The following is a 26,426-nucleotide window of genomic DNA, read 5'->3' as shown; positions in this document are numbered from 1 at the left end:
TTACATAAAGCAGTTGTTAAATAGCTATTTCAGCTCGCATTTTCTTCATGGCCTTAGCTTCAATCTGGCGCACCCGTTCGGCAGAAACACCCAATTCTTTAGCCAGTTCATGCAGGGTTGCGGCCTTATCTTCCCGCAGCCAGCGGGCCTCAATAATACGACGACTGCGCTCATCCAGGCTATCTAGAGAATCTTTCAGTTTCGCATGCGTCAACCGCTCCAGCTGTTCTTTTTCCAGCTCTCTGGACGGGTCTGATCCATCTGTCAGATAAGCAATCGGGCTGAAATCCTCTTCATCACTGTCCGTTAGCGGCTCAAGCGAAATATCCCGACCACTAAAGCGTGTTTCCATCTCGACAACCTCTTCCGCCTTAACGCCCAGTTGCTCTGCCATGGTCGCAACCTCTGCCTGATTCATCGTATCCAGCCCTTCTTTCATGCTGCGCAGATTGAAAAAAAGCTTTCTCTGCGGTTTGGTGGTGGCAATCTTGACCAACCTCCAGTTGCGCATAATGAATTCATGGATTTCCGCCTTGATCCAGTGAATTGCAAAGGATATCAGGCGAACACCGCGTTCCGGATCAAAACGTCTGACAGCCTTCATCAAGCCGATATTACCTTCTTGTATCAAATCAGCATGCGGCAACCCATAGCCCAGATAACCACGTGCAATCATCACAACTGTACGCAAGTGAGAAAGTACCAGTTGATGCGCTGCATTGATATCCCCATTTTCCTGCATTTTTTTAGCCAGCGATATTTCCTCTTCCCGTGATAAAACAGGAAAACTGTTAGCTGCACGAATATAGCTCTCCAGATTCCCTCCACTTATTACCGGTAAAGTTAAAATCTCACTCATATATATTTTCCTCCTGATTTCCGAATGAATATTACGGAATATAAAATCAACAAGCATATTTTAGCACTCTCACCCCTCGAGTGCTAATTCAATATTAAGGTAAAACAACAAAAGATCCTGTCATCAAACAAAGAACAAATATGCTTTTATTTGAGGCTGTTCTCTCTGCGAAATATCCCGAAATATTTGATCACAAACCACAGCAACTATCCAAAAGATAAAAGATGACACCTGGCGATCCGATTGGCAAGCAGCAGAGGAAAAGCTGAATAAATTATAGTGGTCAAGATGGTTGAAATCCGGTTCCGTAGGAGTATGCTATTTTTTCAATTTTCATCACAACACCATACATCTTGATCAGTCCGCATTTTTAGATACCCACTGGAAATTGTAATAGTTGCCAAAGGAGACCCAATGAAAATGTATCATTTATTACTTCTACTATGGCTGGGCGCAGGAGCGCCATCGCTCAGCCACCCGCTGTAGAAAAGGCAGCTTTTAATCCTCCTGATGAATCCACCATTCCTGCCAGCCCGCAGGGAGATGCCATTCGTCTGGGTCAGAAGCTCCTGTTTCAGACATCTCTGCTTCTAAAAAATAATTCAGGGAGTGCATTGAACTGTACAAGCTGCCATCTCAATGGCGGCCGCCAACCCAATGCCGCACCCTGGGTCGGAATTTGGGGAGCATTCCCTAGGTACCGTGCCAGAAACGCCAGGATCAATTCTTTGCAAGATCGGATTAACGACTGTTTCGAGCGTTCTTTGAACGGAAAAACATTACCCTACGAGTAATGAAATGCTCGCCATTCTCGCCTATATGCACTGGCTATCAAAAGATGTCCCAACTGGCGTGGATGTAGAGGGTCGCGGTTTTATCAGAATTACCGCGCCTCAACCTCCAGATATGGAAAGAGGGAAAAAAGTTTATGCCGATAAATGTGCTATTTGTCATTAGCCGGACGGGCAAGGGCAATATGGGCCAAACGGTGAAGTAATTTTTCCTGCGCTATGGGGAGACAAATCCTTTAATATCGCTGCCGGCATGGCCAGACTAAATACAGCGGCTGCGTTTACCAAAGCCAATAGCCTCTTGGGCAAGGCAATACATTAACCGATCAAGAGGCCTTTGATGTAGCACTATACTTTACTCGACAACCTCGGCCGGATTTTGTAAAAAAACTCCAGGACTGGCCTAAGGGTAAGAAACCGAAAAACGCACGCTATTAACTTATCAGCCAATTTCCGGTTCACATCCGAACCACGAACCCAATCGAGTAGCTGTTGAACAGCTCCCCGGACCACCTGTCGACAACTTGTATTCTCCCTTCTGGGAAGAGATTTTCTGCTTCAGATAAAAACAAATGAAATATTTCAGCTGGATATGGCTTATCCAAGCCATTTTTTCTTCTACCAGGCCATAATTCACGCAGATAGTAGTTTGTTACCCGCCAAAGATCGCCAAATCGAACAAACGGACATCAACACCATTCAAATCGTGAATCGTCTACCTTTTATCGCCGTTCACGTAGTTATTATGTGAGTCACTCTACAACGTGATCATCCCGCATATGTCCGCAACCTTTCTCAAGCCGGAATTGATGCTTTCAAGAATCTTTACTGGCTGGATGCCGGGCTAGAGAACCGCACATATTATTAATTTCACAACAACGATATCCGACGCTCACAAATCACCAATGATTATCCCATTTTGCTCAGATCAAGGGTTTAGCGAGTTTGTAAAGAAACAACAATTGGTGACACCAGGAAAAGTTACTAACTCCCCTAATCTGTTTTATATCGAAGTATCAATCCACGCCTTCTAATAACATCTGATCACCCTTGAATAAACTGACGGGTGAATTACCAACAATTTATTCGAAAAAAATCTGCGGCCTACAAAGCAGCACGAGCAGCAACAAAAAGCCCTTGATTACCCGGGTTGATCTTCACTCAACCGCGTTTCTCAGCTACTTATCAAACTCTCCTCACAGCTGAGTCATTTTCTTTATATTCAAAATAACAATAAAGAAATCATTATTTATTATTTTTAATAATAAGCGATCGTTGGTATCTTCTCCCCACTCATGCGGAAACACCGAGAATCATCAACTGACAACCACAACAAGAATAATTGTCATTATTGAAAATATTGCAACCATCCGGCCAGAAGAACTGGATAACTTCTTCCCGACACGGGGTATGAATGAAACGCCCAACATGGATATGGCTTTACCTGATTATATTTTTGTCACAGACAAATATGGCTTACGCAAAAGAAGATTTCACAACAACTGGAAGCAGCCAAACGATACAGACAACGTCATGGCCAAATTTATACCAGCGCGCTCGCAGCTACAGTACGCACCCGGAATCCGATCCACCTCGTTATGTTCGTAATCTGTCTCAAACCGGGATTGATGCCCTCAAAAATCTTTACTGGCTGGATGTCGGGCTGGATTACCGCATACGTTATGAACATCGCCACAATGATATCCGGCGCTCACGCATTACCACAGATAACCCTGTTCTACTCAGAACACGAGCCTATCTAGGTATCAGGGAAATTCTGGATCCCCTGCGCTTCGTCGTCGAATTTGAAGATGCTCGCCGCTATAACAGTAAATTCCCTAAAGATAATCGCGACTGGAATGAATTCGAACTGATCCAAACCTATGGTGAACTCTATTTTAAGGATGCGCTGGGGCGGGATGACCTGGGTAATCATCGCCCTGTCAGAATTCGAGGTGGCCGCATGGTATGGGAAGCACTGGATCGGCGCTTACTGGCCAGCAATCAATGGCGTAACACTACCAATAATTTTGAGGGTTTCCGCATGACATTAGGCCAGGAATCGAATAACTGGGAATTTGACGCATGGGGCGTGCAGCCGGTCATAAGACTGATAGACAAATTTGACCGGCGCGACAAAGGTCAGTGGTTTTATGGCGTAATCGGACATTTTCGCCAGTGGTCAAAAATAGTCACCATCCAACCCTATTACATGGGACTGATACAGGATGACGATGGTGGAACACGAGCCAAACGTGAAATCCACTCTCCCGCCATCCGGGCCTACGGCATTGTACCTGACACTGAAGTGGATTTCGATCTCGGCGCTGTTTATCAGTTTGGGCGCGACGGCGGACAGAAAAAATCAGCGCACGCCTATTTACTTGAATTTGGCTATACCTTTCAGCAGGCTGCCTGGAAGCCTCGCATGAGTGCCTTTTACGGTTATATAAGCGGTGATCGTGATCCCAATGACCATACAAATAACCGTTTTGAAAGATTTTTCGGTTTCGGACGTCCCTGGTCAGCTGATGACTATGTCATTATGGAAAATATCCAGGCACCAAAAATCAAAGTAGAGTTCCAGCCACACCCGGATTTACAAATCGATGGTGGCTATAACGGCTTCTGGCTCGCCAGTAAAGCCGATCGTTTCAATAACCTTCTCAGTAGCAATGGAAATAACCGTGATCGCAGTGGTAACAGCGGAAGCTTTCTCGGACATTCAGCCGATATTCGCGCCCGTTACAGGCTGACGCCCCATATCAGTACCACACTGGGCTATTCGCATTGGTTCAACGGTGGATTTGTAAAAAATCGGCAACTGGCGGAACTAGGAGAAACAACTGCCGGTACGGACTTTTTTTATGTAGAAATCGCTGTCAGCGCATTCAAATAACATCGACTTATTTACAAAAGGAAATCAAATGCAATTCAACACATGGTTGTCAGTCGGTCTATTAATATTGGTTATGGTAAATTCTAATCAGGCACTTGCTGATCGGGCCATTCTCAATGTTTCCTATGATCCGACACGCGAGCTGTATGAGGAATATAATCGTAAATTCACCCGCTACTGGCAGGAAAAAACCGGAGAGAAAATTACTGTCAGACAGTCTCATGGCGGCTCCGGCAAGCAGGCACGTGCGGTCATCGATGGTGTGCCTGCAGATGTAGTGACACTTGCCCTTGCTCACGACATCGATGCAATCAGCGAACAATCCGGACTGATCCTGGCCGAGTGGCAGAAACGCTTATCCAACAACAGCTCACCCTATCTCTCAACAATCGTCCTGCTGGTACGCAAAGATAATCCCAAAGGAATCAAGGACTGGGATGATTTGATCAAACCGGATGTCGCCGTCGTAACCCCCAACCCGAAAACATCGGGTGGCGCACGCTGGAATTATCTGGCAGCGTGGGGTTTTGCACTAAAAAAACATGATGGTGATGAAGCAAAAGCACAAGAATTCCTCACCAGACTTTATAAGAATGTCTCGATACTCGATTCAGGGGCGCGTGGATCAACCATCAACTTCATCCAGCGCGGTATAGGGGACGTTCTGATTTCCTGGGAAAATGAAGCTTTTCTGGCACTCAAGGAATATGGCCCGGAGAAATTCGAAATAATCATGCCTTCGATCAGTATTCTTGCCGAACCCCCTGTCACCGTCGTTGACAAAAATGCTGACAGACATGGCGTACGTAATATCGCGCAGGCCTATCTCGAGTATCTATACAGCAAAGAGGGACAGGAAATTGCTGCACGCAACTTCTATCGGCCGAGCGATCCGGAAATAGCCAGGAAATACGCTCACCAGTTTCCGGCAATCGATCTGTTTACGATAAATGAAGTATTTGGTGGCTGGCCGAAAGCGCAGAGCATCCACTTCAAGGATGGCGGCCTGTTCGACAAAATATATGTAAATCAATGATTGATTCTGTATCCAGCATATTGACTGCTCATAAATTCAAATTCAAGAAGACCCGGAAATGTCAGATTTTTCTGAGTGTACACCCACGCCTATTGAGTAGTAACGAGCTACCGCACTATCAGATGGATGGCTATTCAGAAGACAGCAGCACTCGTGATACCAGATCCCTCCTGCCTGTCAGAAAAATCGAAATACAAGAGCAACTAACAGCAGCAAAGCAGGCGGATATGTATTATCCGCAGGGCGGTTTTTAGGACAGGCAGCATAACTCGCAATATGATCTCGGCAGCCATCTAGCAAAGATTTTCACAATCGAATAACAGGAGCTTGAATTTTGAGCACTTTCAAACAATACAGTGTGTTACCCGGGTTCAATCTGGCACTTGGATTCACCCTGCTCTACCTGAGTCTGGTCGTGCTAATTCCCCTGTCGGCAGCATTCATCCACAGCGCGAAACTGACCTGGCCGGAATTCTGGAGTACCGTGACCGCACCCCGAGTTATCGCATCCTATCGACTGACATTTGGAGCCTCATTTGCAGCCGCAGTGGTCAATGCATTTTTCGGATTGCTGGTAGCCTGGGTGCTGGTACGTTACCCGTTTCCGGGCAAGCGTCTGGTCGATGCCCTGATCGATCTGCCTTTCGCACTGCCCACCTCCGTTGCCGGCATCACACTCACCGCAATTTACGCGGGGAACGGCTGGATCGGACAGTACCTGGAACCACTGGGAATCAAGGTTGCATTCACACCCATCGGCGTATTTGTTGCCCTGACATTCATCGGATTGCCGTTCGTTGTGCGTACCGTTCAGCCCGTACTGGAAGATATCGAAAAAGAACTGGAAGAAGCTGCAGCCATGTTAGGTGCAACTCGCTGGCAAATTTTCCGGCGCATTATTTTCCCCACAATTCTGCCCGCACTGACCACTGGCTTTGCATTGGCGTTTGCCCGCGCTATCGGGGAATATGGATCAGTGATTTTTATCGCCGGCAATATCCCGATGATTTCGGAAATCACGCCGTTACTGATTATCACCAAACTGGAACAATATGATTACACCGGTGCAACTGCTATTGCTGTCGTGATGTTGGTGATTTCATTCATTCTTTTGCTGATCATCAACCTGTTGCAATGGTGGGTTCACCATCGCGGCATAAAAGTATAAAGGAATCATGACTACCATCCCATTACTTCAAGCCTCTTCGGCACCGCACAAGATACTGGTTACACAGGAATCACCATGGGCACGCTGGATACTCACCCTGCTGGCGCTCTCCTTCCTATCCCTTTTTCTTTTACTACCGCTGGTAGCAGTCTTTTTTGAAGCGCTGAAAAAAGGATGGGATGTTTACATCGCTGCTATCACCGAACCAGATGCTCTCGCTGCCATCCAGCTCACACTGACCGCTGCAGCCATTGCCATACCACTTAATCTGGCTTTCGGCATTGCGGCTGCCTGGGCAATTGCCAAATTCGAGTTTCGCGGCAAAAGTATTTTGATCTCCCTGATTGATCTGCCCTTCTCCGTCTCTCCCGTCGTTGCCGGATTAATTTACGTACTAATATTCGGTCTGCAGGGCTGGATGGGACCGTGGTTGAGAGAGCACGATATTTCTATCATTTTTGCAGTGCCCGGCATTGTTCTGGCCACCATCTTTGTGACTGTGCCATTTATCGCACGCGAACTGATTCCACTGATGCAAGCCCAAGGAACAGAGGAGGAAGAAGCGGCCATCATTCTCGGGGCGAATGGCTGGCAGACGCTCTGGTATATCACTCTTCCCAACATCAAGTGGGGATTGCTGTATGGCACCATCCTTTGCAATGCAAGGGCAATGGGCGAGTTCGGGGCGGTATCGGTTGTTTCTGGGCATATTCGCGGCCTGACCAATACACTTTCCCTGCACGTCGAAATTCTTTACAACGAATACAACTCTGCTGCTGCTTTTGCAGTGGCCTCCCTGCTGGCGTTACTGGCACTGATTACGCTGGCACTAAAAACATTTATTGAATCCAGAGTTGCGCAGAAAACATCCAGATAAGGAAATTACACATGAGTATCGAGATACGCAATCTTTCCAGGCAGTTTGGCTCTTTTGTTGCCCTGCATAATATTAATTTACAAGTTAATCCAGGCGAACTGCTCGCCCTGCTTGGCCCTTCCGGTTCTGGTAAAACCACGTTGCTGCGCATTATTGCTGGCCTGGAAACTGCTGATTCCGGGCAGGTGTTATTCAACCAGGAAGATTCAACTACCAAACATGTCCGTGACCGCCATGTTGGTTTTGTTTTTCAGCACTATGCGCTGTTTCGTAATATGACCATTTTCGAGAATGTGGCATTTGGCCTGCGTGTGCGCCCCCGAAAAGAGCGTCCCAACACCCGAGAAATCAATCGTCGCGTGACCGAGCTACTGCAACTGGTGCAACTCGACTGGCTGGCAGACCGTTATCCACACCAACTTTCCGGAGGTCAGCGCCAGCGCATCGCACTGGCACGGGCACTGGCGGTCGAACCCAGCGTTTTATTACTGGACGAGCCTTTCGGCGCGCTGGATGCCAAGGTGCGTAAAGAATTGCGTGCCTGGCTGCGCAAACTGCACAACGACATGCACATTACCAGTGTCTTCGTTACACATGATCAGGAAGAAGCACTGGAAGTGGCAGACCGGATCGTCATCATGAACCGGGGGCGTATCGAACAAATCGGCACCCCTGATGAAGTTTATGAAAAACCAGCCAATCCATTCGTGTATGAATTCCTGGGCCACGTCAATCTTTTCCATGGCCGTGTACACCATGGTCAGGCATGGATCAGCGGCTTGAAAATCGATGTGCCCGAACATGCTGCAGCAGAAGATCTCAACGCCATTGCTTATGTTCGCCCCCATGATATTGAGGTGAGCCGGGCCATAAACGGTGAATCCGCACTGGCAGTACATGTTGTTCACATTCTCTCAATTGGCCCGGTAGTACGACTGGAACTGATGTATGGAGATAATCCGACCCAGCACACCATTCACGCCGCAATCAGCAAGGAACATTTTCGTGAATTACAGCTGGTAAAAGGAGATCAGGTTTTTATCAAGCCCCGTCGTCTCGCCTTGTTCCCAAACCATGATCAGGAACAGCTGATTTATTAATAGGGTAACGGTATTCTTTAAATGCTCTTTATTGAAAATCAGCCTTGATTGCCCTGATTATCGCTCGAGTTATAACCGCTTGTATCAGCAGGCCAGGCAGAAAATGGAAATGGACGCCGCTCGCTATTGAAGGTCAGAAACAAACTGATCTGATAGTCATACATTGCCAGTTGACGGCCCAGCTTAAGCAGCTGAGTATTGGTTTGTCCGGCCAACAGGGTTGAGACTGTCTGGAATACCGCTAGCAGCATAATCAGAAATTTTACTCCTCCCTGGACGAAAAAAAACAACAGCATAAAAAGTACCCGGGTCCAGGTTTCAGTATTTTGCAAACGTTGTTTTACTTCATCATTCATGGAGAAAATACCAGTGAAATAAGGTTGATAATCAGCGAGTTCTCCCTGTTCTTTTCTGCAAAATTTTGAGCATTTCCTGCAAAAAATGAATCGACCAGGTAACGCCGAACCCGGTAACATCCGTACTGACCGCGCCCAATCCATCCTGATGACGGGAAGCAGAAAGATCCATATGCAACCAGGGAATATCATTCACAAAATGTCGCAGGAAACAGGCGGCAAGAATATGGTCTGCCTCACTTTCTATGGAGCACTGCTTGATGTCGGCAATTTTGCTTTCGAGATCAGCTTCATAATCATTGTCCACCGGAAACACGCATACCCGTTCGCCACTTGTTCTGCCCACTGCCACCGCATTTTGCGCCAGATAATCACGGTTGGTAAAAACACCGCTGTAGCGAGTGCCCAGTGCGGTAATCAGGCTGCCTGTCAACGTAGCATAGTCGATAATCAGATCAGGTTTTTCTCTGGCAGCAAGTGTCAGCGTATCCGCCAGTACCAGTCGCCCTTCCGCATCCGTATGAACGACTTCTACCGTCATACCATTCAGAGCAGTAATCACATCATTTTGCTTGAACGCATCGGGGCTCACGTGGTTCTGGGCAATAGCAAGCCAGCAATCTATGTTGATTGGCAGATCGGCCCGGGTTGCAGCCAGAAGTGCCCCAAGCGCTACCGCTGAACCATTCATATCCTCATGCATGCCATACATATAGCGCGCCGATTTAAGATTATGTCCGCCTGTATCAAAGCAGATACCCTTTCCCACCAGGGCGATTGTTCTGTTAGTTTCACTGTTTTTTGCCGTTCTACGTAAATAAACAATTGCCGCATCATCCGTCAAGCTGCCCTGCGCGACGGCTGTAAATGCACCTGCCCCCATCTCGCGCAACCGGGATAATTCATATTCCTGGTATTGCCAGTTTTCACTGGCAGCCAGCTTTTTTATTTGTTCACGGTAAGTCTTGGGAGTCAGCTCGTTGGGAGGCAGGATAGTCAATCCTCTGGCAAGAAAATTTCCCTCTGCCTGTGCGCACTGTATGGCAAATCCAGTGGAATCAGCCGCGCCATGCAAATAAATTCTCTCCAGTGGCTTGTCATCCGCCTTACGCTGTTTACGTATCGGTAGTATTGCCCCGTTAATCCAGGCGATATAAACTGCGAGTTCGGCCAGATGTCGTCTTTGTGTCTCATCTCCATAAACAGCCAGATGAATTTCAACCGGGTTCTCATTCAGCAGCAGTTGCATTGCCTTGCGAATTCCGGTTTGTTGTTCAAATACCGATTTGCCGGTATCCACCATCGTCCAGGCATAAAGCGCACCACTCTGCAGGTTGACAGATAACGGTGTTTCCGCCAACCGGCCTGGCGATGCGCCTTGCCGCTGCAGTAAATCATTGAGCACCTGCTCAGCAGGCAATGGGTATTTCCCGGGTATTTTCTCTGTCTTGGGAAAGATGATCAGTAAGTGAGAAGCCTGAGTCGATTCGTCAAAAGTATCGTCGTTTTGAGTAAGAGTTGCGAGCATTATTTTTTTAAGTAAACTGGCTTTAAAAAAGCCACCTGTACTATTCAATTGATATAGCGCTCTATTATATCTGCTTGATTCATACTTTCAGGATTATTCATGCATCCATACCTTGATCTAATGCGACATGTGTTGCAATACGGTCATAAAAAAACTGATCGCACCGGTACCGGGACACTTTCCATCTTCGGTTATCAGATGCGTTTTGATCTGCAACAGGGGTTCCCGTTGGTAACAACCAAGCAATGCCATGTCAAATCGATCATCCACGAATTGCTGTGGTTTCTGCGCGGCGATACCAATATTGACTATCTGAAGAAAAATGGTATTTCCATCTGGAATGAATGGGCAGATAAAAGCGGGGAGCTGGGACCGGTTTATGGCCACCAGTGGCGTTCCTGGACTGTTTCCGGTGACAAATCCATCGATCAGATTGCGCAAGTAATCCAGCAAATCAAAGCAACACCGGATTCACGCCGGATGATTATTTCTGCTTGGAACGTGGGAGATCTCGACAAAATGGCACTCGCTCCCTGCCATGTCCTGTTTCAGTTTTATGTGGTGGATGGCAAGCTCTCCTGCCAACTTTATCAGCGCAGCGCGGATATTTTCCTGGGTGTTCCATTCAACATTGCTTCCTATTCGTTGCTGACACTAATGATCGCGCAGTGCTGCAATCTCAAGCCTGGTGAATTCATCCATACATTTGGAGATGCACACCTGTATCTGAATCACCTTGAACAAGCTCGCCTGCAACTGACTCGTGAACCAAAATCCCTTCCCATAATGGAGCTGAATCCGGCAATCAGAAATATTCTTGATTTCAGGTACGAGGATTTCACCTTACATAATTATGATCCACATCCGCCCATCAAGGCGCCTGTTGCCGTATGACTATACTGCAACCTGCCACCTCCCGGCTTGCCATTCTAGCTGCCATATCAGCCAACCGAGTGATCGGATTGAATAATTCATTACCTTGGCACTTACCAGCAGATCTGAAGCATTTTAAACAGCTAACCACCGGTCATATCGTTGTGATGGGGCGTCGTACATTTGATTCCATTGGCAAACCTCTGCCTGACCGCACCAATGTTGTGCTCTCTCGTCAGCATGTTCTTGATGTACCAGGAATTATCACGGCACACTCGATTCAGGAAGTGCTGGATCACTTTGCCAATGATGACAGGCAGATTTTTGTCATTGGAGGTGCTGAGCTATACCGACAAACACTACCACTGTGTCAGCGCCTGTACCTGACCGAGATTCAGGAGGATTTTGAAGGCGATACTTTTTTCCCGGAGTACGATCACGATGACTGGCAGGAAATTTCTCGCGAAATCCACCATGAAACAGGAGGTAGTGGCCTGGAATACCACTTTGTGATGCTGGATCACAAGCTGCCAGATTCTGGTGGCTGAACAACATAACCTGGCCTACCTGCTGAAGAACTCTACTGCGCTTGCTCCTCACCCCCGGAAACGAGTGATTCAGCTTCTATTCGAGCACGCCACTTTTTCACCCAGCCACCCAGTTCTTCAGCTGGCATAGGCTGCGCAATAAAGTTGCCTTGCGCCAGATCACAGCCGGTCTGGCGCAGTAATTCCCAGTCTTCACGACTCTCCACCCCCTCGGCGACTACTTCCATATTTAACTGCTTCGCCAATGCCAGACTGGCATCATAAATTGCACGCAGCGTTACATCCTTGGAAGCGTGATGCACAAACCCTTGATCAATCTTGAGTTCATCAAACGGAATATCCCGCAACTGTGTCAGTGAAGAATGTCCCGTACCAAAATCATCAATAGACAAATGAAAACGTTTCAGGCGCAAGCGGGTTAGAATTTCCAACGGAACCCGTTCATCTCCCATCAACTGACTTTCAGTAATCTCCAACACTATTCTATTGGGAGGAATCTCAGTCTCGGCAGCCAACCTAACTACTGTATCTTGAAAATCAAGGGATGTCAGGTTGTCCATTGACACATTGACGGCCACTTTTAGATCACAACCCAGCTTCTGCCATATTCCCGCCTGAGCAAAAGCCTGCTCGAGTACCGTTTGAGTGAGGTGATTAATCAGGCCATATTTTTCCGCAGCACCAATAAACTGATTGGGATAAATCACTCCGTCCACGGGATGATGCCAGCGCACCAGTGTTTCAACTCCAACTATTTCCCCGGTCTCTACTCGGACTTTTGGCTGGTAATAGTTGACCAGCTCTCCGGAATTAAGCGCATTTTTAATTGCTTCCACATCATAGGTTTTGGGGACGGCTCCCTTCTCACTCTGTCCGGATAACGACGAAGCCAGCTTCATCAATTGCATTCGTAGCGCCTCAGGCTGTACCGGTTTTTGCAAGTAACCCAGAATGGGAATCTTGTGTGCCTGTACCAGTTTTTCCGTCGTTTTGAGCATGCGCTCATCCTCACCACTGACAAGAATCAAGCTGCCAGTAAATTTTCGTTCAACCAGATAGCGCACAAATTCAATACCATCCATACCGGGCATGTTGAGATCCAACAAAATCAGATCAGGCCGGGTAGTAGCATCATCCAGCAACTTCAATGCATCCACACCGTTTTCGCAACAATCAACAGACGGAAATCCCAGATTGATCAACATACGCGCCAACAACTTCAGTATGAACGGATCATCATCCAGGATCAGGATTCTGGTTGTAGATATATCAGTCATCATCGCCTTTATCAATTATCTGTGTACAAATTTCAGCAACCTGACAAAAGCATAGCACGCCGAAATAATCCCGGACGGAGTTAAATAAAATTTCTCATCATAATAGGCAGGTAATTCTTCCTTTGTTTGCTAACTAAGAGCGACTTCAAGCACAGCAGAATACCAAAAACCTGATCTCTAAAAACCATTCCAGGAATCTGAAAGATATGAATACTGGAAAAAATACGACTTTTCTAGCTCATGTCCGTCATGATAAAGAAAATCTCTGGCATGAACACGCCCTGGATGAACACTTGCGTGAAGTCGGTCGCCGTGCAGGTGAAGCAGCCAATGCTTTTGGTAGCGCCGACTGGGCCAGGCTGGCGGGAATTTGGCACGATTTGGGGAAATACAGCAATGAATTTCAACGATACATCAAAAATGCAAGCGGCTACGAAGCTGCCGAAGCACATATTGAAGGTGCACCGAGCCGTGTGGATCACTCCACTGCCGGAGCTATTCACGCAATACGTCAGCTGGGTAAATCTGGTCGCATTCTGGCTTATCTGATTGCAGGTCATCACGCTGGCCTGCCGGACTGGTCCGCTTCGGAAACCGGCGGCAAGTCGCTTTCCGTACGTTTGAACTCGGAACATGACTATCTGCTCGATCGTATCCCGCCCCAAGCTGTTCCCGCAGATATTTTTGATCAAACCCTACCGACCACCAAACCTAAAGGGGGCACGAAAGGATTGCATCTTTGGTTGCGCATGCTGTTTTCGTGTTTAACCGATGCTGATTTTCTCGATACCGAGGCTTTCATGGATGGCAGCAAAGCCGCCGTCCGCAAAGGTTATCGCGATTTGGCCGACTTGCTGGAAACATTTGATAACTACATGATGAGTAAAGCCAAAACTGATACACCGGTTAATGTCATCCGTACCGCTATCCTGAACCAATGCCGGAAAAAAGCGCAGCTTGCACCGGGAATGTTTTCCCTGACGGTACCGACAGGAGGAGGAAAAACCCTGTCCGGAACAGCCTTCGCATTAGAGCATGCGATATGGCACCAGAAGCGGCGCATTATCTATGTCATTCCGTACACCAGCATCATCGAGCAGACTGCCACTATTTTTCGCGATGTTTTTGGTGACAACATCGTTGAACATCACGCCAATCTCGATCCCGACAAGGAAGATGCCTGCTCCAGGCTGGCAACGGAAAACTGGGATGCACCGATCATCGTCACCACCAATGTCCAGTTTTTTGAATCCCTGTTTGCTGCCCGCACCAGCCGCTGCCGCAAGCTGCACAACATCGTTAATAGTGTCGTCGTGCTGGACGAAGCACAATTGCTGCCACCAGAATTCTTGCAGCCAATCGCTGACATCATGAATCTGCTGGCAGCTCATTACGGCGTGACATTCGTACTTTCCACTGCTACCCAACCGGCATTGGATTCTTTTCAATCTTTCGGTGAACAGCCTTTTCGCGGACTGGATAATGTGCGCGAGATCATGGATGACCCGGACAGCCTGTACCGGAAACGGGTTGAAGTCACAGTTCCCGATGATCTGACAACGCCTGACAACTGGCAAAGTATCGCCAATGCACTGCAAAAACACTCAACCGCACTTTGCATTGTCAATCGCCGCGACGATGCACGTGAACTGTACCGATTGATGCCGGAAGGAACCATACATTTATCGGCACTGATGTGCGGAGAACACCGCAACCACGTCATCGCTGACATCAGGGCAAAATTGAAGAATAACCAGTCTGTTCACGTGATCAGCACGCAACTGGTAGAAGCCGGCGTGGATTTTGATTTTCCGGTAGTGTATCGCGCACTGGCCGGGCTGGATTCAATTGCGCAGGCTGCCGGGCGCTGCAACCGGGAGGGTAAACTTTACACACCGGGGAAAGTAGTGGTTTTCGTCCCCCCCAAACCTGCGCCTCCCGGCTTGTTGCGCCAGGCTGCACAGATCTCGGTCAGTCTGTTATCCGGCAATAAAAATGATGTGCTGGAACGCGGACTTGCCAAGCGGTTCTTCGAACATCTTTACGTGCTCCTTCACTCGACAAATATGGCATCCATGATTTGCTTACACGCGATGCCGGCGATGGTGTAATTCAGTTCCGCACCGCAGCAGCCAGATTCCACCTGATAGATGACAGTGCTTACCAAACCATACTGGTGCGCTATGACAACAATGATGCGCTGCTCGGCCAACTGAAAAAGGAAGGGCCACACCGCTGGTTGATGCGCAAGCTGCAGCGTTACTCGGTCAATCTGCCCAGGCATGTATTCGCACAGCTTGAAGCAAAGGGCGACGTATATCAGATATGGCCCGGCATTTACGCGCAGACAAGTGCAGCACTTTACAACGATAAGCTCGGCGTGGTGTTCGACAGCAACATCACGCCGGATAGCCTGGTGATTTGAAAAAGGATAGAAAACATGAAAACCTATTGTCTGGAAGTATCGGGTGATTTCGCCTGCTTCACTCGGCCGGAAATGAAAGTCGAACGTGTCAGCTATGACGTGATGACTCCTTCTGCCGCACACGCTGTGTTTGAAGCCATTCTGTGGAAACCTGCCATTCAGTGACATATCACCAAAATAGAAGTGCTAAATCCGATTAAATGGATCAATCTGCGGCGCAATGAAGTCGGGGCGGTTATATCAACGCGCAATGTACAGACTGCTATGAACAGTGGTAGCGGTGACCTTGGCCTGCACATTGAGAATGAACGCCAGCAACGTGCTGGGTTATTCCTGCGCGATGTTGCTTATCGTATTCATGCACACTTCGAAATGCGCGATGCCTCACGGCACAAGCATCACTATCCGCATCTGGTGAAACATTCCATCAATGATGCGGAAGAACGGCAAGCGGCTGGCATAGTCAATACCGCGGCAAAATTTCTCGCCATGTTCGAACGTCGCGCTGCCAAAGGACAATGCGTAAACCAGCCTTATCTGGGTTGTCGCGAATTTTCTGCCAGCTTCAGGCTGATCGAGGATATTTCTGCCGAGCCCTCGCCAATTACCGAAACCCGTGATCTGGGCTGGATGCTGTACGACCTGGATTATTCCAACTCCGCCAGCCCCGATCCGCGCTTCTTCCGGGCTGAAATGAAAAATGGTGTGCTGGATTTGAACAACGTGGAGGTGTGAGGATGATTTTGCAAGCGCTATGTAAATACTACGAACGCAAGCCGGACTTACCTCGCCCTGGTTTTGAAATCAAACCCATCCCGTTCATCATCGAGATCAATGCTGATGGTAGATTCGTACAGATCGAAGACACGAGAACCATGGCAGGCAAGAAAAAAATTGCCCACAGCTTTCTGGTACCCCAAGGGGTAAAGAAAACTTCCGGAATTGCAGCCAATCCATTGTGGGATACCACTGAATATGTGTTGGGCGTAACCAGTACAGGAAAACCGGAACGGGTACAGGAACAGCACGCAGCATTCCTGGCAAAACTGGAAGTATTAGCCAACGAGATTAATGATGCCGGATTGAATGCTATTTGCACATTCCTGCACTCTCCTGAAAAAGAGCGATTGGAGAATAACCCGCTCTGGTCAGAAATTCGTGACACCAACTCCATTCTTACCTTCCGGCTAAGTGGTGATAAGGAGCTGGTTTGCCAGCGCCCGGCAGTCTACACCCTGTTTGAAAATGCAAGTACAGAAACAGAAAAAATCATCTGTCTGATTACTGGCAAACCTGACCACTTCGAGCGCCTGCATACCGCCATCAAAGGTGTCTGGGGCGCCCAGACCAGCGGTGCGAATATAGTTTCCTTCAATAAGGAGGCATTCAACTCTTTTGCCAAAGAACAGGGTGCCAATGCACCCGTTGGCAAACATGCTGCTTTTGCCTACACCACTGCACTCAACCATTTATTAAGCAGAGAAAGTACCCAGCGCATTCAGGTGGGTGACGCTTCTACCGTGTTCTGGTCCGAGCAATCTTCTCCACTGGAGGATTCATTTGCCAGTATTTTTGATGAGCCGCCCAAGGATGATCCAGCAAGACAAACGCGCGCCATTGAAGCCTTATTCAAGTCACCAGAGACCGGCACATTTTCCAATGAGGGGGGTGATACTCCTTTTTATGTGCTGGGGCTGGCTCCCAATGCAGCGCGCATCAGTGTGCGTTTCTGGCTGACAGGCACGGCTGCCGGAATGTCGCAGCGGATACGTCGGCATTTCGAGGATCTGAAGATTGTTCACGCCAGCTTCGAGAAACCTTATCTCTCGCTTTTCCGTCTGCTGGTTTCCACAGCCGCACAAGGCAAATCGGAAAACATTCCGCCCAATCTGGCCGGTGATTTCATGCGAGCCATTCTGGAAGGGTTACCTTATCCGCAAACTCTGCTGGCTGCCGCTGTGCGCCGCATTCGTGCAGAACGGGAAATCACCTGCCCTCGTGCCTCACTCATCAAAGCCTGTTTGAACCGGCAGGCACATCGTTCATCCTCTCAAGAAAAGGAGATCACAGTGTCACTCGATAATTCCAATACCAATCCCGGTTACCGTACCGGCCGTCTGTTTGCCGCGCTGGAAAAGATACAGGAAGAATCCAGCCCGGGGCTAAACGCCACGATTCGGGATCGCTTCTATGGCGCAGCCTCCAGTACGCCGGTTACCGTATTTGCCAACCTGATGAAGCTGAAAAATCATCATCTTGCCAAGCTGGAAGAAGGACGTAAACGCTTTTTTGAAAAACTTATCGGCGAAATTATGGCCAGTATCAGCGACTTCCCGGCACATCTAAATCTGGCCGATCAAGGGCGTTTTGCTATCGGATATTACCATCAACGACAAGCCTTCTTCACTAAATCCGAACCTGCTAATAAAGGAGAATAATCACCATGACACTGAAAAACCGCTATGACTTTGTATTGCTATTCGATGTAAAAGACGGCAACCCGAATGGCGATCCAGATGCAGGCAATCTGCCGCGTGTCGATGCGGAAACCGGGCTGGGATTGATGACGGATGTCGCCCTGAAACGCAAAGTGCGTAACTTTGTCAGTATGACCAGGGATCAGTCAGAAGTAACAGAATCCTTGAATGGAGACAAAAAACGCTTCGAGATTTACGTTAAAGAGAAAGCCATTCTCAATAACCAGAACAAGCGCGCCTATGTCGGCATCGGCAAACCCGAGCTGCTGGAAGGAGAGGATAAAAAGCGTAAAGGAGGCAATGCCGTTGAAGAAGCTCGTCAGTGGATGTGTAAAAATTTCTATGATGTACGCACGTTTGGGGCTGTCATGTCTACTGGCATCAACTGTGGCCAAGTACGCGGCCCGGTACAACTCACCTTTGCCCGCTCTATCAATCCTATCGTGGCGTTGGAGCATTCCATTACCCGCATGGCTGTCGCTACTGAAGTGGAAGCTGAAAAACAGTCTGGCGACAACCGTACCATGGGCCGCAAATTCACCGTACCGTACGGTCTCTACGTTGCCCACGGTTTTATCTCTGCCCATCTTGCCAACCAAACCGATTTTGGTGAAGACGACCTCGAATTGCTGTGGCAGGCACTCGAAAGCATGTTCGAGCATGATCGCTCTGCTGCACGAGGTGAAATGGCAACCCGGGGGCTGTATGTGTTCAAACATAACAGCGAACTGGGTAACGCTCCGGCTCACAGTTTATTCGCACGCATTCAGCCCAAACTGAAAAATGAAAATTCCATCGTACGTGACTTTAGTGATTACACCGTTATGGTAGATGAGGCGGACTTGCCACAGGGCGTGACATTACAGCGTATTGTTGGCTGATAGCAGCATGAGTGGTGAATCCGACGACCCCATCATGCTTTCCGCCCTCCAGCACTGGAGCTACTGCCCGCGCCAGTGCGCATTGATCCATCTGGAGCAGGCCTTTGATCAAAACGTTCACACCATGCGAGGTAACGCCGTCCATGAGCATGTGGACGACCCTGGTTTCGAAACCTTTGAAGGCGTACGCAGCGAACGTTCTTTACCGGTATGGTCCGATCGGTTGGGGCTGATCGGCAAGTGCGATATCGTTGAATTTTACCCCGACGGGCAGATTCATCCGGTGGAATACAAACATGGGAAAAAACGGGCCAAACTGCATGATGATCTGCAACTCGCCGCTCAAGCAATATGTCTGGAGGAAATGACCAGCAAACCCGTCACGCACGGTTCAATTTATCACCATTCCTCACGGCGCCGGCGGGAAGTCATCATCACCTCTGCTTTGCGAGCGCAGGTGGAAAAAACAGTTGCTGCCATTCGTGCATTGCTGGCGACCGACACTTTACCACCTCCTGCAAATGACGCACGTTGCAGGGAATGTTCGCTGAAAGACATTTGTCAGCCAGAAGTATTGGCGCAGAAGTCGAATTACCGAACAGCACAGGCAGCGTTATTTACTGTCAATGATTAACTGATCAAAACAGACTATGCGCCAGATTCTCAATACCCTTTATATCCTGACTCCCAACGCTTATGCACATCTGGAAAACGATACCCTGCGCATCGATGTGGAACGAGAAAAGAAATTACAGGTACCGTTACATCATCTGGGCTCAGTCGTATGCTTTGGTAACGTGCTGCTTTCCCCGGCCCTGATGCATCGTTGTGCCGATAATGGCATCAGCCTCGTACTGGTGGATGCTAATGGCCGCTTCAAGGCTCGCCTGGAAGGTTCGGTCAGCGGCAATGTTTTACTACGCCAGGCTCAGCATCGCAAAGCGAACGATAAAAATTTTGCGTTGGCAACTACACAGGCAATCATTGCCGGCAAATTGCGCAATGCACGGCAGGTACTGCTACGCGGTGCACGCGAAAGTAACGACGAGGCTGACCAGAGAATATTGAGCGGTGCCTCGGAATCTCTGGCCTTCTCAATCCGAAGCTTGCCACAATCAAGAAATCTTGATCATGTACGCGGGATTGAGGGAGATGCGGCTAAAACTTATTTTTCTGCTCTGCCCCATCTGGTCCGCAAAGATATACGTAAATTCTTTACAATGGACGGACGAACACGCCGCCCGCCACGTGATCGTTTCAATGCCATGCTTTCATTTATTTATTCCATGGTCATGAATGATTGCCGCTCGGCACTGGAAAGTGTCGGACTGGATCCGCAAATAGGTTTTTTGCATGCAATACGCCCAGGAAGAGCTGCACTAGCACTGGATCTGATGGAGGAATTCCGTGCATTCCTGGCCGACCGGCTGGTACTGACGCTGATCAACCGCGGGCAGATCACCGCACAGGATTTGCAGGTGCGGGAAGGCGGGGCAGTCCATCTGGAGGACAAAGCCAGGAAAGCTGTAGTTGTTGCTTATCAGGAACGCAAGCAGGAAGAAGTTACCCATCCGTTACTGGGAACCAAAGTGCCTATCAGCCTGCTGCCGCAACTTCAGGCAAGATTCATGGCCCGTGTTATACGCGGCGAAATGGATGGTTATCTCCCTTTCCTGACCAGATAGTGATGCTGATTATTGTTACCTACGACGTTTCAACAGAAACCAAAGCTGGCCGCAAACGATTGCGACGAATCGCAAAAGTTTGCGAAAGCATCGGGCAGCGTGTGCAAAAATCCGTATTTGAATGCCGTATTGATTTGATGCAATATGAAGAACTGGAACGCCGCCTGCTGGCAGAAATAGACGAGCAGGAAGATAATCTGCGACTGTATCGGTTAACCGAACCAATTAAACTCCACGTAAAAGAATATGGAAATTTCAAGGCAGTTGATTTTGAAGGGCCACTCACCATCTGATACGCGCGAACCTGTAGCATCGGCCAAATACCGATCGGTTCGCGCCACATCTAACTACATGATACAGAATAGAAAAATAATTTACCCCTCCTTTTATCTGTTACATGCAGTCAAGGAAAATCTCATGTTCGCGCAAACTGCTCGAATTTTGATGATGTATCAAGAAGTTGTAACTGTACTGTAGCGCCCGGTCACCCGACTGGGCGAGGATTGAAACGCATTGCCAATTAATTTTTTTTTATTTACAAATTGTAGCGCCCGGTCACCCGACTGGGCGAGGATTGAAACCCGACAATGATTGTGTTGGCGGCAAGCGTACTTACACGTAGCGCCCGGTCACCCGACTGGGCGAGGATTGAAACATGAGAATGATCCGGTGGAGCGCGCCGGGATTGAGTAGCGCCCAGTCGGGTGACCGGGCGCTACTCAATCCGTTGGAAGTGACTATACAACCTGGCGCGAGGTCAGCAGTAGCCCAGTTAAAAACCGCTTTGTGCGTAAAACCAGAGCTTTGATAGGCTTGTTTGGGTCACTATGCGCCTTATCATAGAAAAATCGGGCTTGGCTGAACCATCTTTCTAATCAGGAAAAATTATGCCACACTCATTCTTCTCCAAATTAGTGGATTCTATCTTTCACCAAAGTTATTTTTCATGCTAAAGTAGTAATCAATTACTTACTTTAAAGGTGTAGGCAGTGAATGAGCGTCCTCAATACTTGTCCGCTGAAGAGCGACGAGCAGCCACAGTGCAAGCAGTGCTCGATTTGGCTGCCGAGCAGAACCCGGCCGAGATCACAACCACAGCCATTGCTGACCGGATGGGTTTGACGCAGGGCGCGTTGTTTCGTCATTTCCCCACCAAGGACGCCATCTTGGAAGCAACGGTGTCCTGGGTTGGCAAACGCTTGCTGACCAGTGCGGACAAGGCGGCAGCTGACGCTGTATCCCCTGCAGCAGCGCTCGAAGCCATGTTTATGACACATATCGACTTTGTCGCCAAACACCCTGGTGTGCCACGTATGCTGTTTGGAGAATTACAGCGCTCTGGTGAAACGCTCACCAAGCATATGGCGCAGACCTTGATCCGTCAGTACCGACAGCGGCTGCGTCACCTGGTGGAAGCTGGCAAAGCTCAGGGTGAGCTAGACGCAGAGCTGAACGTGGATGCCGCTACTACGTTGTTCATAGGCACTATCCAGGGATTGGTCATGCAGGCACTGTTGGCCGGCAAGGTCAATCAGATTCGACGCGATGCACCAGCCGTGTTTGCCATCTATCGCCGTGGTATTGGAGCGACAAAATGAAAACTCTCTGTGTTAGTACATCCAGTCTGCCAACGTCGAACCAGAGCACCATAAAACTCCGGCTTCAGCACATGAAAGGCGTGCAATGAGTAAAATCATTTTCGCTCGCGCCACAAAGCTGATCATCGTCATCGTGGTGGTTACTACTCTAGGTCTCGGTGGCACATTCCTGTGGATGCAGCATGTTGATCAAGATGAGAATCTGCTCTATCTGTATGGCAATGTCGATATTCGGGAAGTACAACTGGCTTTCCGCCAACCTGGGCGAGTTGAGCAAGTTTTGTTTGATGAGGGAGACTTTGTTGCCGCCGGCACACGGGTGGCAACACTGGATGCTCAACCGTATCAGGAAGCATTTGCGGCAGCAGAAGCCTCCGTGCAGGTGGCGCAGGCAGAGCTGGCCAAGATGCATAGCGGCTCACGCCCACAAGAAGTCGCCCAGGCACGAGAAGCGCTCAAACAGGCACAGGCACTTGCGTATCAGACCGAGCGTAATTATGCACGTGCACGTAAACTGCTGCCTTCCAAAGCCAGCAGTCAGCAAGATGTAGACAATACCCGTGCTGCACGTGATCGGGCTGTCGCTGGAGTCAAAGCAGCCACAGCGGCCTTATCTCAGGCAGAAGAAGGGTTTCGAAAGGAAGACATTGCCGCAGCCGAAGCCCGGCTGGCAGCTGCGATGGCCGCGCGGGATCAGGCTGCTACTGCACTGGCAGATACCGAACTTTTTGCACCTAGTAATGGCACGGTGATTGCACGTATCCGAGAGCCTGGCAGCATGGTAACCAGTCAGAACACCATCTACAATTTGAGTCTTGATTATCCAGTCTATGTGCGCGCCTATATTAATGAAACTGTATTAGGCCGTATTGCTCCCGGCACTCCCGTTCGGGTGCGGAGCGATTCCTCGGAAAAAACCTACCATGGCCAGATCGGTTTTATTTCACCCCGCGCTGAATTTACCCCCAAAACAGTGGAAACTATTGAACTACGTACCGATCTGGTTTATCGCTTACGGATTGTAGTGAACGATGCTGATCCAGCACTACGTCAGGGGATGCCGGTTACGGTTACGGTAGCGGTAGATACGCATCCTGCGACTGATCTGCCAGTTGATGACTTCTGATATGGATGCTGCAGCGGATCCATCTATTTCTACTATTGCCACACCTGACAATGCAGCCGTTGTTATTGATCAACTCAATAAATCTTTTGGTAATGTACACGCCCTACACAACCTGAGTGCCAGAATTTTCTATGGTTGCCTGACTGGCTTGGTTGGCCCGGATGGTGCGGGCAAAACAACTTTGTTGCGTATCCTAATTGGTTTACTCAAACCGGATAGCGGCCATGCCACGCTGGCCGGTTTTGATACTGTGACAGACAATGATGCCATTCATGTGGTCAGTGGCTACATGCCGCAGCGCTTCGGCCTGTATGAAGATCTGTCGGTGATGGAGAACATGCGCTTGTACGCGCAGTTACGCGACATGGATGCCGACCATAACACTGATCTCTTTGCCGAATTGCTCGATTTCACGCGGCTCGCACCCTTCACCAAGCGCCTCGCCGGCAAGCTCTCCGGTGGCATGAAGCAGAAACTCGGACTAGCCTGCGCGCTCATGGCACGACCCAAGGTACTACTACTGGACGAGCCCGGAGTGGGTGTCGACCCAGTCAGCCGTCAAGATTTGTGGCGCATGGTGCAAGTGCTCACCGACGAGGGCATGGCCGTGGTTTGGTCCACCGCCTACCTCGACGAGGCCGAGCGCTGTGAAAGCGTGCTGTTGCTGAACCAAGGGAAACTCCTGTTCGATGGTCCTCCACAAGATCTGACTGCACAGCTTGAGGGCCGCAGTTTCCGACTCGAAAATGTCGGTGCCCAGCGCCGATCGATCCTTACTGAAGCGCTCAATCTCGACAGCGTAAGCGATGGAGTGATCCAGGGTGCCGGTGTACGCGTGGTGCTGCGCGTGGGTGTGAGTACAGAGCAAATCCAGGCACTGGCCGATCAGGCGCAAGTACACCTGGTACCGGTACCCGCGCGCTTTGAAGATGCTTTCATCGATCTGCTTGGCGGCGGCCCTGGCGGCACTTCAACCCTGGCTGAACGTCTGCCGCCGATTGAGCTCGGTTCGGATATTGCCGTGTCGTGCCACAACCTGACCAAGCGCTTCGGCGACTTTACCGCCACCGACAATGTCAGCTTCGAGGTGCGAAAGGGCGAAATCTTCGGCTTGCTCGGCCCTAACGGCGCCGGCAAATCCACCACCTTTAAAATGCTGTGTGGGTTGCTTAAACCTACCAGTGGTGAGGCGCATGTAGTCGGATTGGATCTACGCCGAGCACCTGGTATTGCCAAGGCACAATTAGGCTACATGGCACAAAAATTTTCACTTTATGGGTTGCTCTCAGTACAGCAAAATCTGGAATTCTCAGCAGGTGTCTATGGATTAGACAAGGTCACGCGGCGCGAGCGCATTGCAGAAATGATCAACATCTTCAATCTGCGCAACTGGTTATCCGCCGCGCCTGGTTCATTACCACTAGGACACAAACAACGCCTGGCATTGGCCTGCGCACTGATGCACCGTCCACCTGTACTATTTCTGGATGAGCCGACTTCAGGCGTTGATCCGATCACACGTCGTGAATTCTGGACGCATATCAATGGTCTAGCGCGTAAAGGGGTCACCATTATGGTGACCACCCATTTTATGGATGAAGCTGAATATTGTGACCGTGTAGCTGTGCTTTATCGTTCGCGCCTGATCGCGCTAGATACACCTGACACACTGAAAAAAAATGCGGCCAACACTGATTGCTCTGATCCAACCATGGAAGATGCTTTTATTCACCTGATAGAAACTTCAGCACTAGCTGATGAAGCGGAAGCGTGAGTAATACAGCTAACCAGGAACAAATAACAGTACGCCGTTTTGATCCGGTGCGTTTCCTTGCATTGGTACGTAAGGAAAGTCTGCAAGCTATGCGTGATCCATCAACGTTGCTGATCGCTCTAGTGCTGCCACTGATTCTACTGTTTCTATTTGCCTATGCTGTCTCACTGGATGTGCGCCATGTGCGCATCGGTGTCGTGCTGGAATCCCCGGGAGCAATCGCACGCACGCTGGCAGAAGCATTTTCCGGCACGCTTTATCTGGATGTAACCTACGCACATGATCGTCGCGAAGTCGCCGAAAAATTAGTTAGTGGAGAATTACGTGGTTATGTCGTCATTTCACAGAATTTTGAGCAATATTTTGCGGAAACAGGCCAACCACTGGTGCAGATTATCACTGATGGTTCACAACCCAACACGGCCAATTTTGTTGCCAATTACAGCCAAGGAGTGATACAAACCTGGGCAGCTGATCTTACTGGAATAACTCCTATACCGGCGGTTCAACTGGAGCCGCGTTACTGGTTTAACCCCGAACTGGCCAGCCGGCGCGCACTGGTACCAGGCGCCATTGCCATCATCATGACTATTATTGGCACCCTGTTGACAGCGCTAGTAGTGGCTCGTGAATGGGAGCGCGGCACAATGGAGGTTATCTTGTCCACACCGTCATCCGTGCTAGAAATTTTAACCGGCAAGCTGTTGCCCTATTTCGTACTAGGCATGCTTTCCACACTGATGGCAGCAACGCTAGCCGTATTCCTATTTGACGTACCATTACGAGGCTCACTGCTTGCTCTGTTGTTGCTTTCAGCTGTTTTCATGATCCCGGCTCTGGGTCAGGGATTATTGATTTCATCACTAACACGCAACCAGTTCCTTGCTTCACAACTAGCCTTGTTTTCCGGCTATCTACCTGCATTTATGCTATCTGGTTTTCTGTTCGAAATCGATGCTATGCCCGCCCCTGTCCGGGCAATTACCTGGCTGATTCCAGCACGTTATTTCGTCTCTTCACTGAAAACAATATTCCTGGCAGGCGATATTTGGGGTGTTTTTATCCCTGATCTGATCGGTATGGCGACAATTGGCCTGGTGTTTTTTCTGATTGCGCAGCGCCACACACGTAAAAGTTTGGAGTAGCGA

General features: G+C 49.1%; 24 protein-coding genes and 1 pseudogene. 21 read left to right on the top strand and 4 right to left on the bottom strand.

Features of this window, described 5'->3' with window-relative positions; genetic code table 11:
* Positions 1–16: 16 nt before the first annotated feature.
* A complete protein-coding gene (gene rpoH, locus C8R14_RS06410) occupies positions 17–859 on the bottom strand; it encodes an RNA polymerase sigma factor RpoH (RefSeq protein ID WP_011634110.1) in 843 nt (280 codons plus the stop codon).
* A gap of 443 nt (positions 860–1,302) precedes the next feature.
* On the opposite strand from rpoH, the gene C8R14_RS06405 reads away from it, so the two are divergent.
* The 7 genes from C8R14_RS06405 to C8R14_RS06375 all read left to right on the top strand — a co-directional run bounded on the left by C8R14_RS06405 (position 1,303) and on the right by C8R14_RS06375 (position 8,730).
* Positions 1,303–1,653, top strand: coding sequence for a c-type cytochrome (locus C8R14_RS06405; protein ID WP_049753093.1), 351 nt, complete (start codon positions 1,303–1,305; stop codon positions 1,651–1,653).
* Between the two features lie 1,411 nt (positions 1,654–3,064).
* A complete protein-coding gene (locus C8R14_RS06400) occupies positions 3,065–4,549 on the top strand; it encodes an alginate export family protein (protein ID WP_011634109.1) in 1,485 nt (494 codons plus the stop codon).
* Between the two features lie 28 nt (positions 4,550–4,577).
* Positions 4,578–5,585 carry a sulfate ABC transporter substrate-binding protein gene (locus C8R14_RS06395; RefSeq protein WP_011634108.1) on the top strand — a complete coding sequence of 336 codons (1,008 nt, stop codon included), beginning with the start codon at positions 4,578–4,580 and terminating at the stop codon, positions 5,583–5,585.
* The gene (locus tag C8R14_RS06390; RefSeq protein ID WP_011634107.1) at positions 5,582–5,839 is read left to right on the top strand and encodes a hypothetical protein; all 258 of its coding nucleotides are present in this window, start codon (positions 5,582–5,584) and stop codon (positions 5,837–5,839) included. Before C8R14_RS06395 ends, C8R14_RS06390 begins: the two co-directional genes overlap by 4 nt.
* A gap of 80 nt (positions 5,840–5,919) precedes the next feature.
* The gene (cysT, locus tag C8R14_RS06385; RefSeq protein ID WP_011634106.1) at positions 5,920–6,753 is read left to right on the top strand and encodes a sulfate ABC transporter permease subunit CysT; all 834 of its coding nucleotides are present in this window, start codon (positions 5,920–5,922) and stop codon (positions 6,751–6,753) included.
* Between the two features lie 7 nt (positions 6,754–6,760).
* A complete protein-coding gene (cysW, locus tag C8R14_RS06380) occupies positions 6,761–7,630 on the top strand; it encodes a sulfate ABC transporter permease subunit CysW (RefSeq protein ID WP_011634105.1) in 870 nt (289 codons plus the stop codon).
* Between the two features lie 11 nt (positions 7,631–7,641).
* Positions 7,642–8,730 (top strand): sulfate/molybdate ABC transporter ATP-binding protein, encoded by a 1,089-nt coding sequence (locus C8R14_RS06375; RefSeq protein WP_011634104.1) that lies wholly within the window; start codon positions 7,642–7,644, stop codon positions 8,728–8,730.
* A 38-nt stretch (positions 8,731–8,768) separates the two neighbouring features.
* Here C8R14_RS06375 and C8R14_RS06370 read toward each other — a convergent pair whose 3' ends face one another.
* Both C8R14_RS06370 and C8R14_RS06365 read right to left on the bottom strand, forming a co-directional pair.
* Complete coding sequence (locus C8R14_RS06370) at positions 8,769–9,086, bottom strand: DUF4389 domain-containing protein (RefSeq protein ID WP_011634103.1); 318 nt, start codon at positions 9,084–9,086, stop codon at positions 8,769–8,771.
* 31 nt (positions 9,087–9,117) lie between these two features.
* On the bottom strand, positions 9,118–10,614 hold the full coding sequence (locus tag C8R14_RS06365) for a M17 family metallopeptidase (protein ID WP_011634102.1): 1,497 nt from the start codon (positions 10,612–10,614) through the stop codon (positions 9,118–9,120).
* A gap of 99 nt (positions 10,615–10,713) precedes the next feature.
* Here C8R14_RS06365 and C8R14_RS06360 point away from each other — a divergent pair, with 99 nt between their 5' ends.
* Complete coding sequence (locus C8R14_RS06360; RefSeq protein WP_011634101.1) at positions 10,714–11,508, top strand: thymidylate synthase; 795 nt, start codon at positions 10,714–10,716, stop codon at positions 11,506–11,508.
* Entirely contained in the window at positions 11,505–12,035 is a 531-nt protein-coding gene (locus C8R14_RS06355; RefSeq protein ID WP_011634100.1) for a dihydrofolate reductase, read from the top strand. Before C8R14_RS06360 ends, C8R14_RS06355 begins: the two co-directional genes overlap by 4 nt.
* A 32-nt stretch (positions 12,036–12,067) precedes the next feature.
* Here the strand turns inward: C8R14_RS06355 and C8R14_RS06350 are convergent, their stop codons facing one another.
* Positions 12,068–13,315 (bottom strand): EAL domain-containing response regulator, encoded by a 1,248-nt coding sequence (locus C8R14_RS06350; protein WP_110332583.1) that lies wholly within the window; start codon positions 13,313–13,315, stop codon positions 12,068–12,070.
* Positions 13,316–13,518: 203 nt separating this feature from the next.
* Between C8R14_RS06350 and cas3 the strand changes: the two genes are divergently transcribed.
* The 12 genes and pseudogenes from cas3 to C8R14_RS06295 all read left to right on the top strand — a co-directional run bounded on the left by cas3 (position 13,519) and on the right by C8R14_RS06295 (position 26,423).
* On the top strand, positions 13,519–15,423 hold the full coding sequence (gene cas3, locus C8R14_RS06345; protein WP_207204484.1) for a CRISPR-associated helicase Cas3': 1,905 nt from the start codon (positions 13,519–13,521) through the stop codon (positions 15,421–15,423).
* Entirely contained in the window at positions 15,393–15,737 is a 345-nt protein-coding gene (locus C8R14_RS13735; RefSeq protein ID WP_204987595.1) for a hypothetical protein, read from the top strand. Before cas3 ends, C8R14_RS13735 begins: the two co-directional genes overlap by 31 nt.
* Before the next feature lie 15 nt (positions 15,738–15,752).
* Positions 15,753–16,472: pseudogene (gene cas5c / locus C8R14_RS06340) on the top strand (type I-C CRISPR-associated protein Cas5c).
* 2 nt (positions 16,473–16,474) lie between these two features.
* On the top strand, positions 16,475–18,175 hold the full coding sequence (gene cas8c, locus C8R14_RS06335) for a type I-C CRISPR-associated protein Cas8c/Csd1 (protein WP_011634098.1): 1,701 nt from the start codon (positions 16,475–16,477) through the stop codon (positions 18,173–18,175).
* 5 nt (positions 18,176–18,180) lie between these two features.
* Positions 18,181–19,095 (top strand): type I-C CRISPR-associated protein Cas7/Csd2, encoded by a 915-nt coding sequence (gene cas7c / locus C8R14_RS06330; protein WP_011634097.1) that lies wholly within the window; start codon positions 18,181–18,183, stop codon positions 19,093–19,095.
* Between the two features lie 7 nt (positions 19,096–19,102).
* Positions 19,103–19,729, top strand: coding sequence for a CRISPR-associated protein Cas4 (cas4, locus tag C8R14_RS06325; protein WP_011634096.1), 627 nt, complete (start codon positions 19,103–19,105; stop codon positions 19,727–19,729).
* A gap of 16 nt (positions 19,730–19,745) precedes the next feature.
* Positions 19,746–20,780 (top strand): type I-C CRISPR-associated endonuclease Cas1c, encoded by a 1,035-nt coding sequence (gene cas1c, locus C8R14_RS06320; RefSeq protein WP_011634095.1) that lies wholly within the window; start codon positions 19,746–19,748, stop codon positions 20,778–20,780.
* Positions 20,781–20,782: 2 nt separating this feature from the next.
* Positions 20,783–21,073: a CRISPR-associated endonuclease Cas2 gene (gene cas2, locus C8R14_RS06315; protein WP_011634094.1), complete on the top strand. Its 291-nt coding sequence runs from the start codon at positions 20,783–20,785 to the stop codon at positions 21,071–21,073.
* Positions 21,074–21,769: 696 nt separating this feature from the next.
* Positions 21,770–22,378: a TetR/AcrR family transcriptional regulator gene (locus C8R14_RS06310; protein WP_011634093.1), complete on the top strand. Its 609-nt coding sequence runs from the start codon at positions 21,770–21,772 to the stop codon at positions 22,376–22,378.
* A gap of 85 nt (positions 22,379–22,463) precedes the next feature.
* Complete coding sequence (gene hlyD, locus C8R14_RS06305; protein ID WP_011634092.1) at positions 22,464–23,504, top strand: secretion protein HlyD; 1,041 nt, start codon at positions 22,464–22,466, stop codon at positions 23,502–23,504.
* On the top strand, positions 23,494–25,278 hold the full coding sequence (locus C8R14_RS06300) for an ATP-binding cassette domain-containing protein (protein WP_011634091.1): 1,785 nt from the start codon (positions 23,494–23,496) through the stop codon (positions 25,276–25,278). Before hlyD ends, C8R14_RS06300 begins: the two co-directional genes overlap by 11 nt.
* Positions 25,275–26,423, top strand: coding sequence for an ABC transporter permease (locus C8R14_RS06295; RefSeq protein WP_011634090.1), 1,149 nt, complete (start codon positions 25,275–25,277; stop codon positions 26,421–26,423). The genes C8R14_RS06300 and C8R14_RS06295 overlap by 4 nt, the downstream gene beginning before the upstream one ends.
* Positions 26,424–26,426: the final 3 nt, after the last annotated feature.

Origin of the sequence: Nitrosomonas eutropha (assembly GCF_003201195.1) — a bacterium.
Lineage (GTDB): Bacteria > Pseudomonadota > Gammaproteobacteria > Burkholderiales > Nitrosomonadaceae > Nitrosomonas > Nitrosomonas eutropha.
The sequence above is the reverse complement of the archived record's forward strand: the minus strand, read 5'-3'. Positions and strand labels throughout refer to the sequence as shown.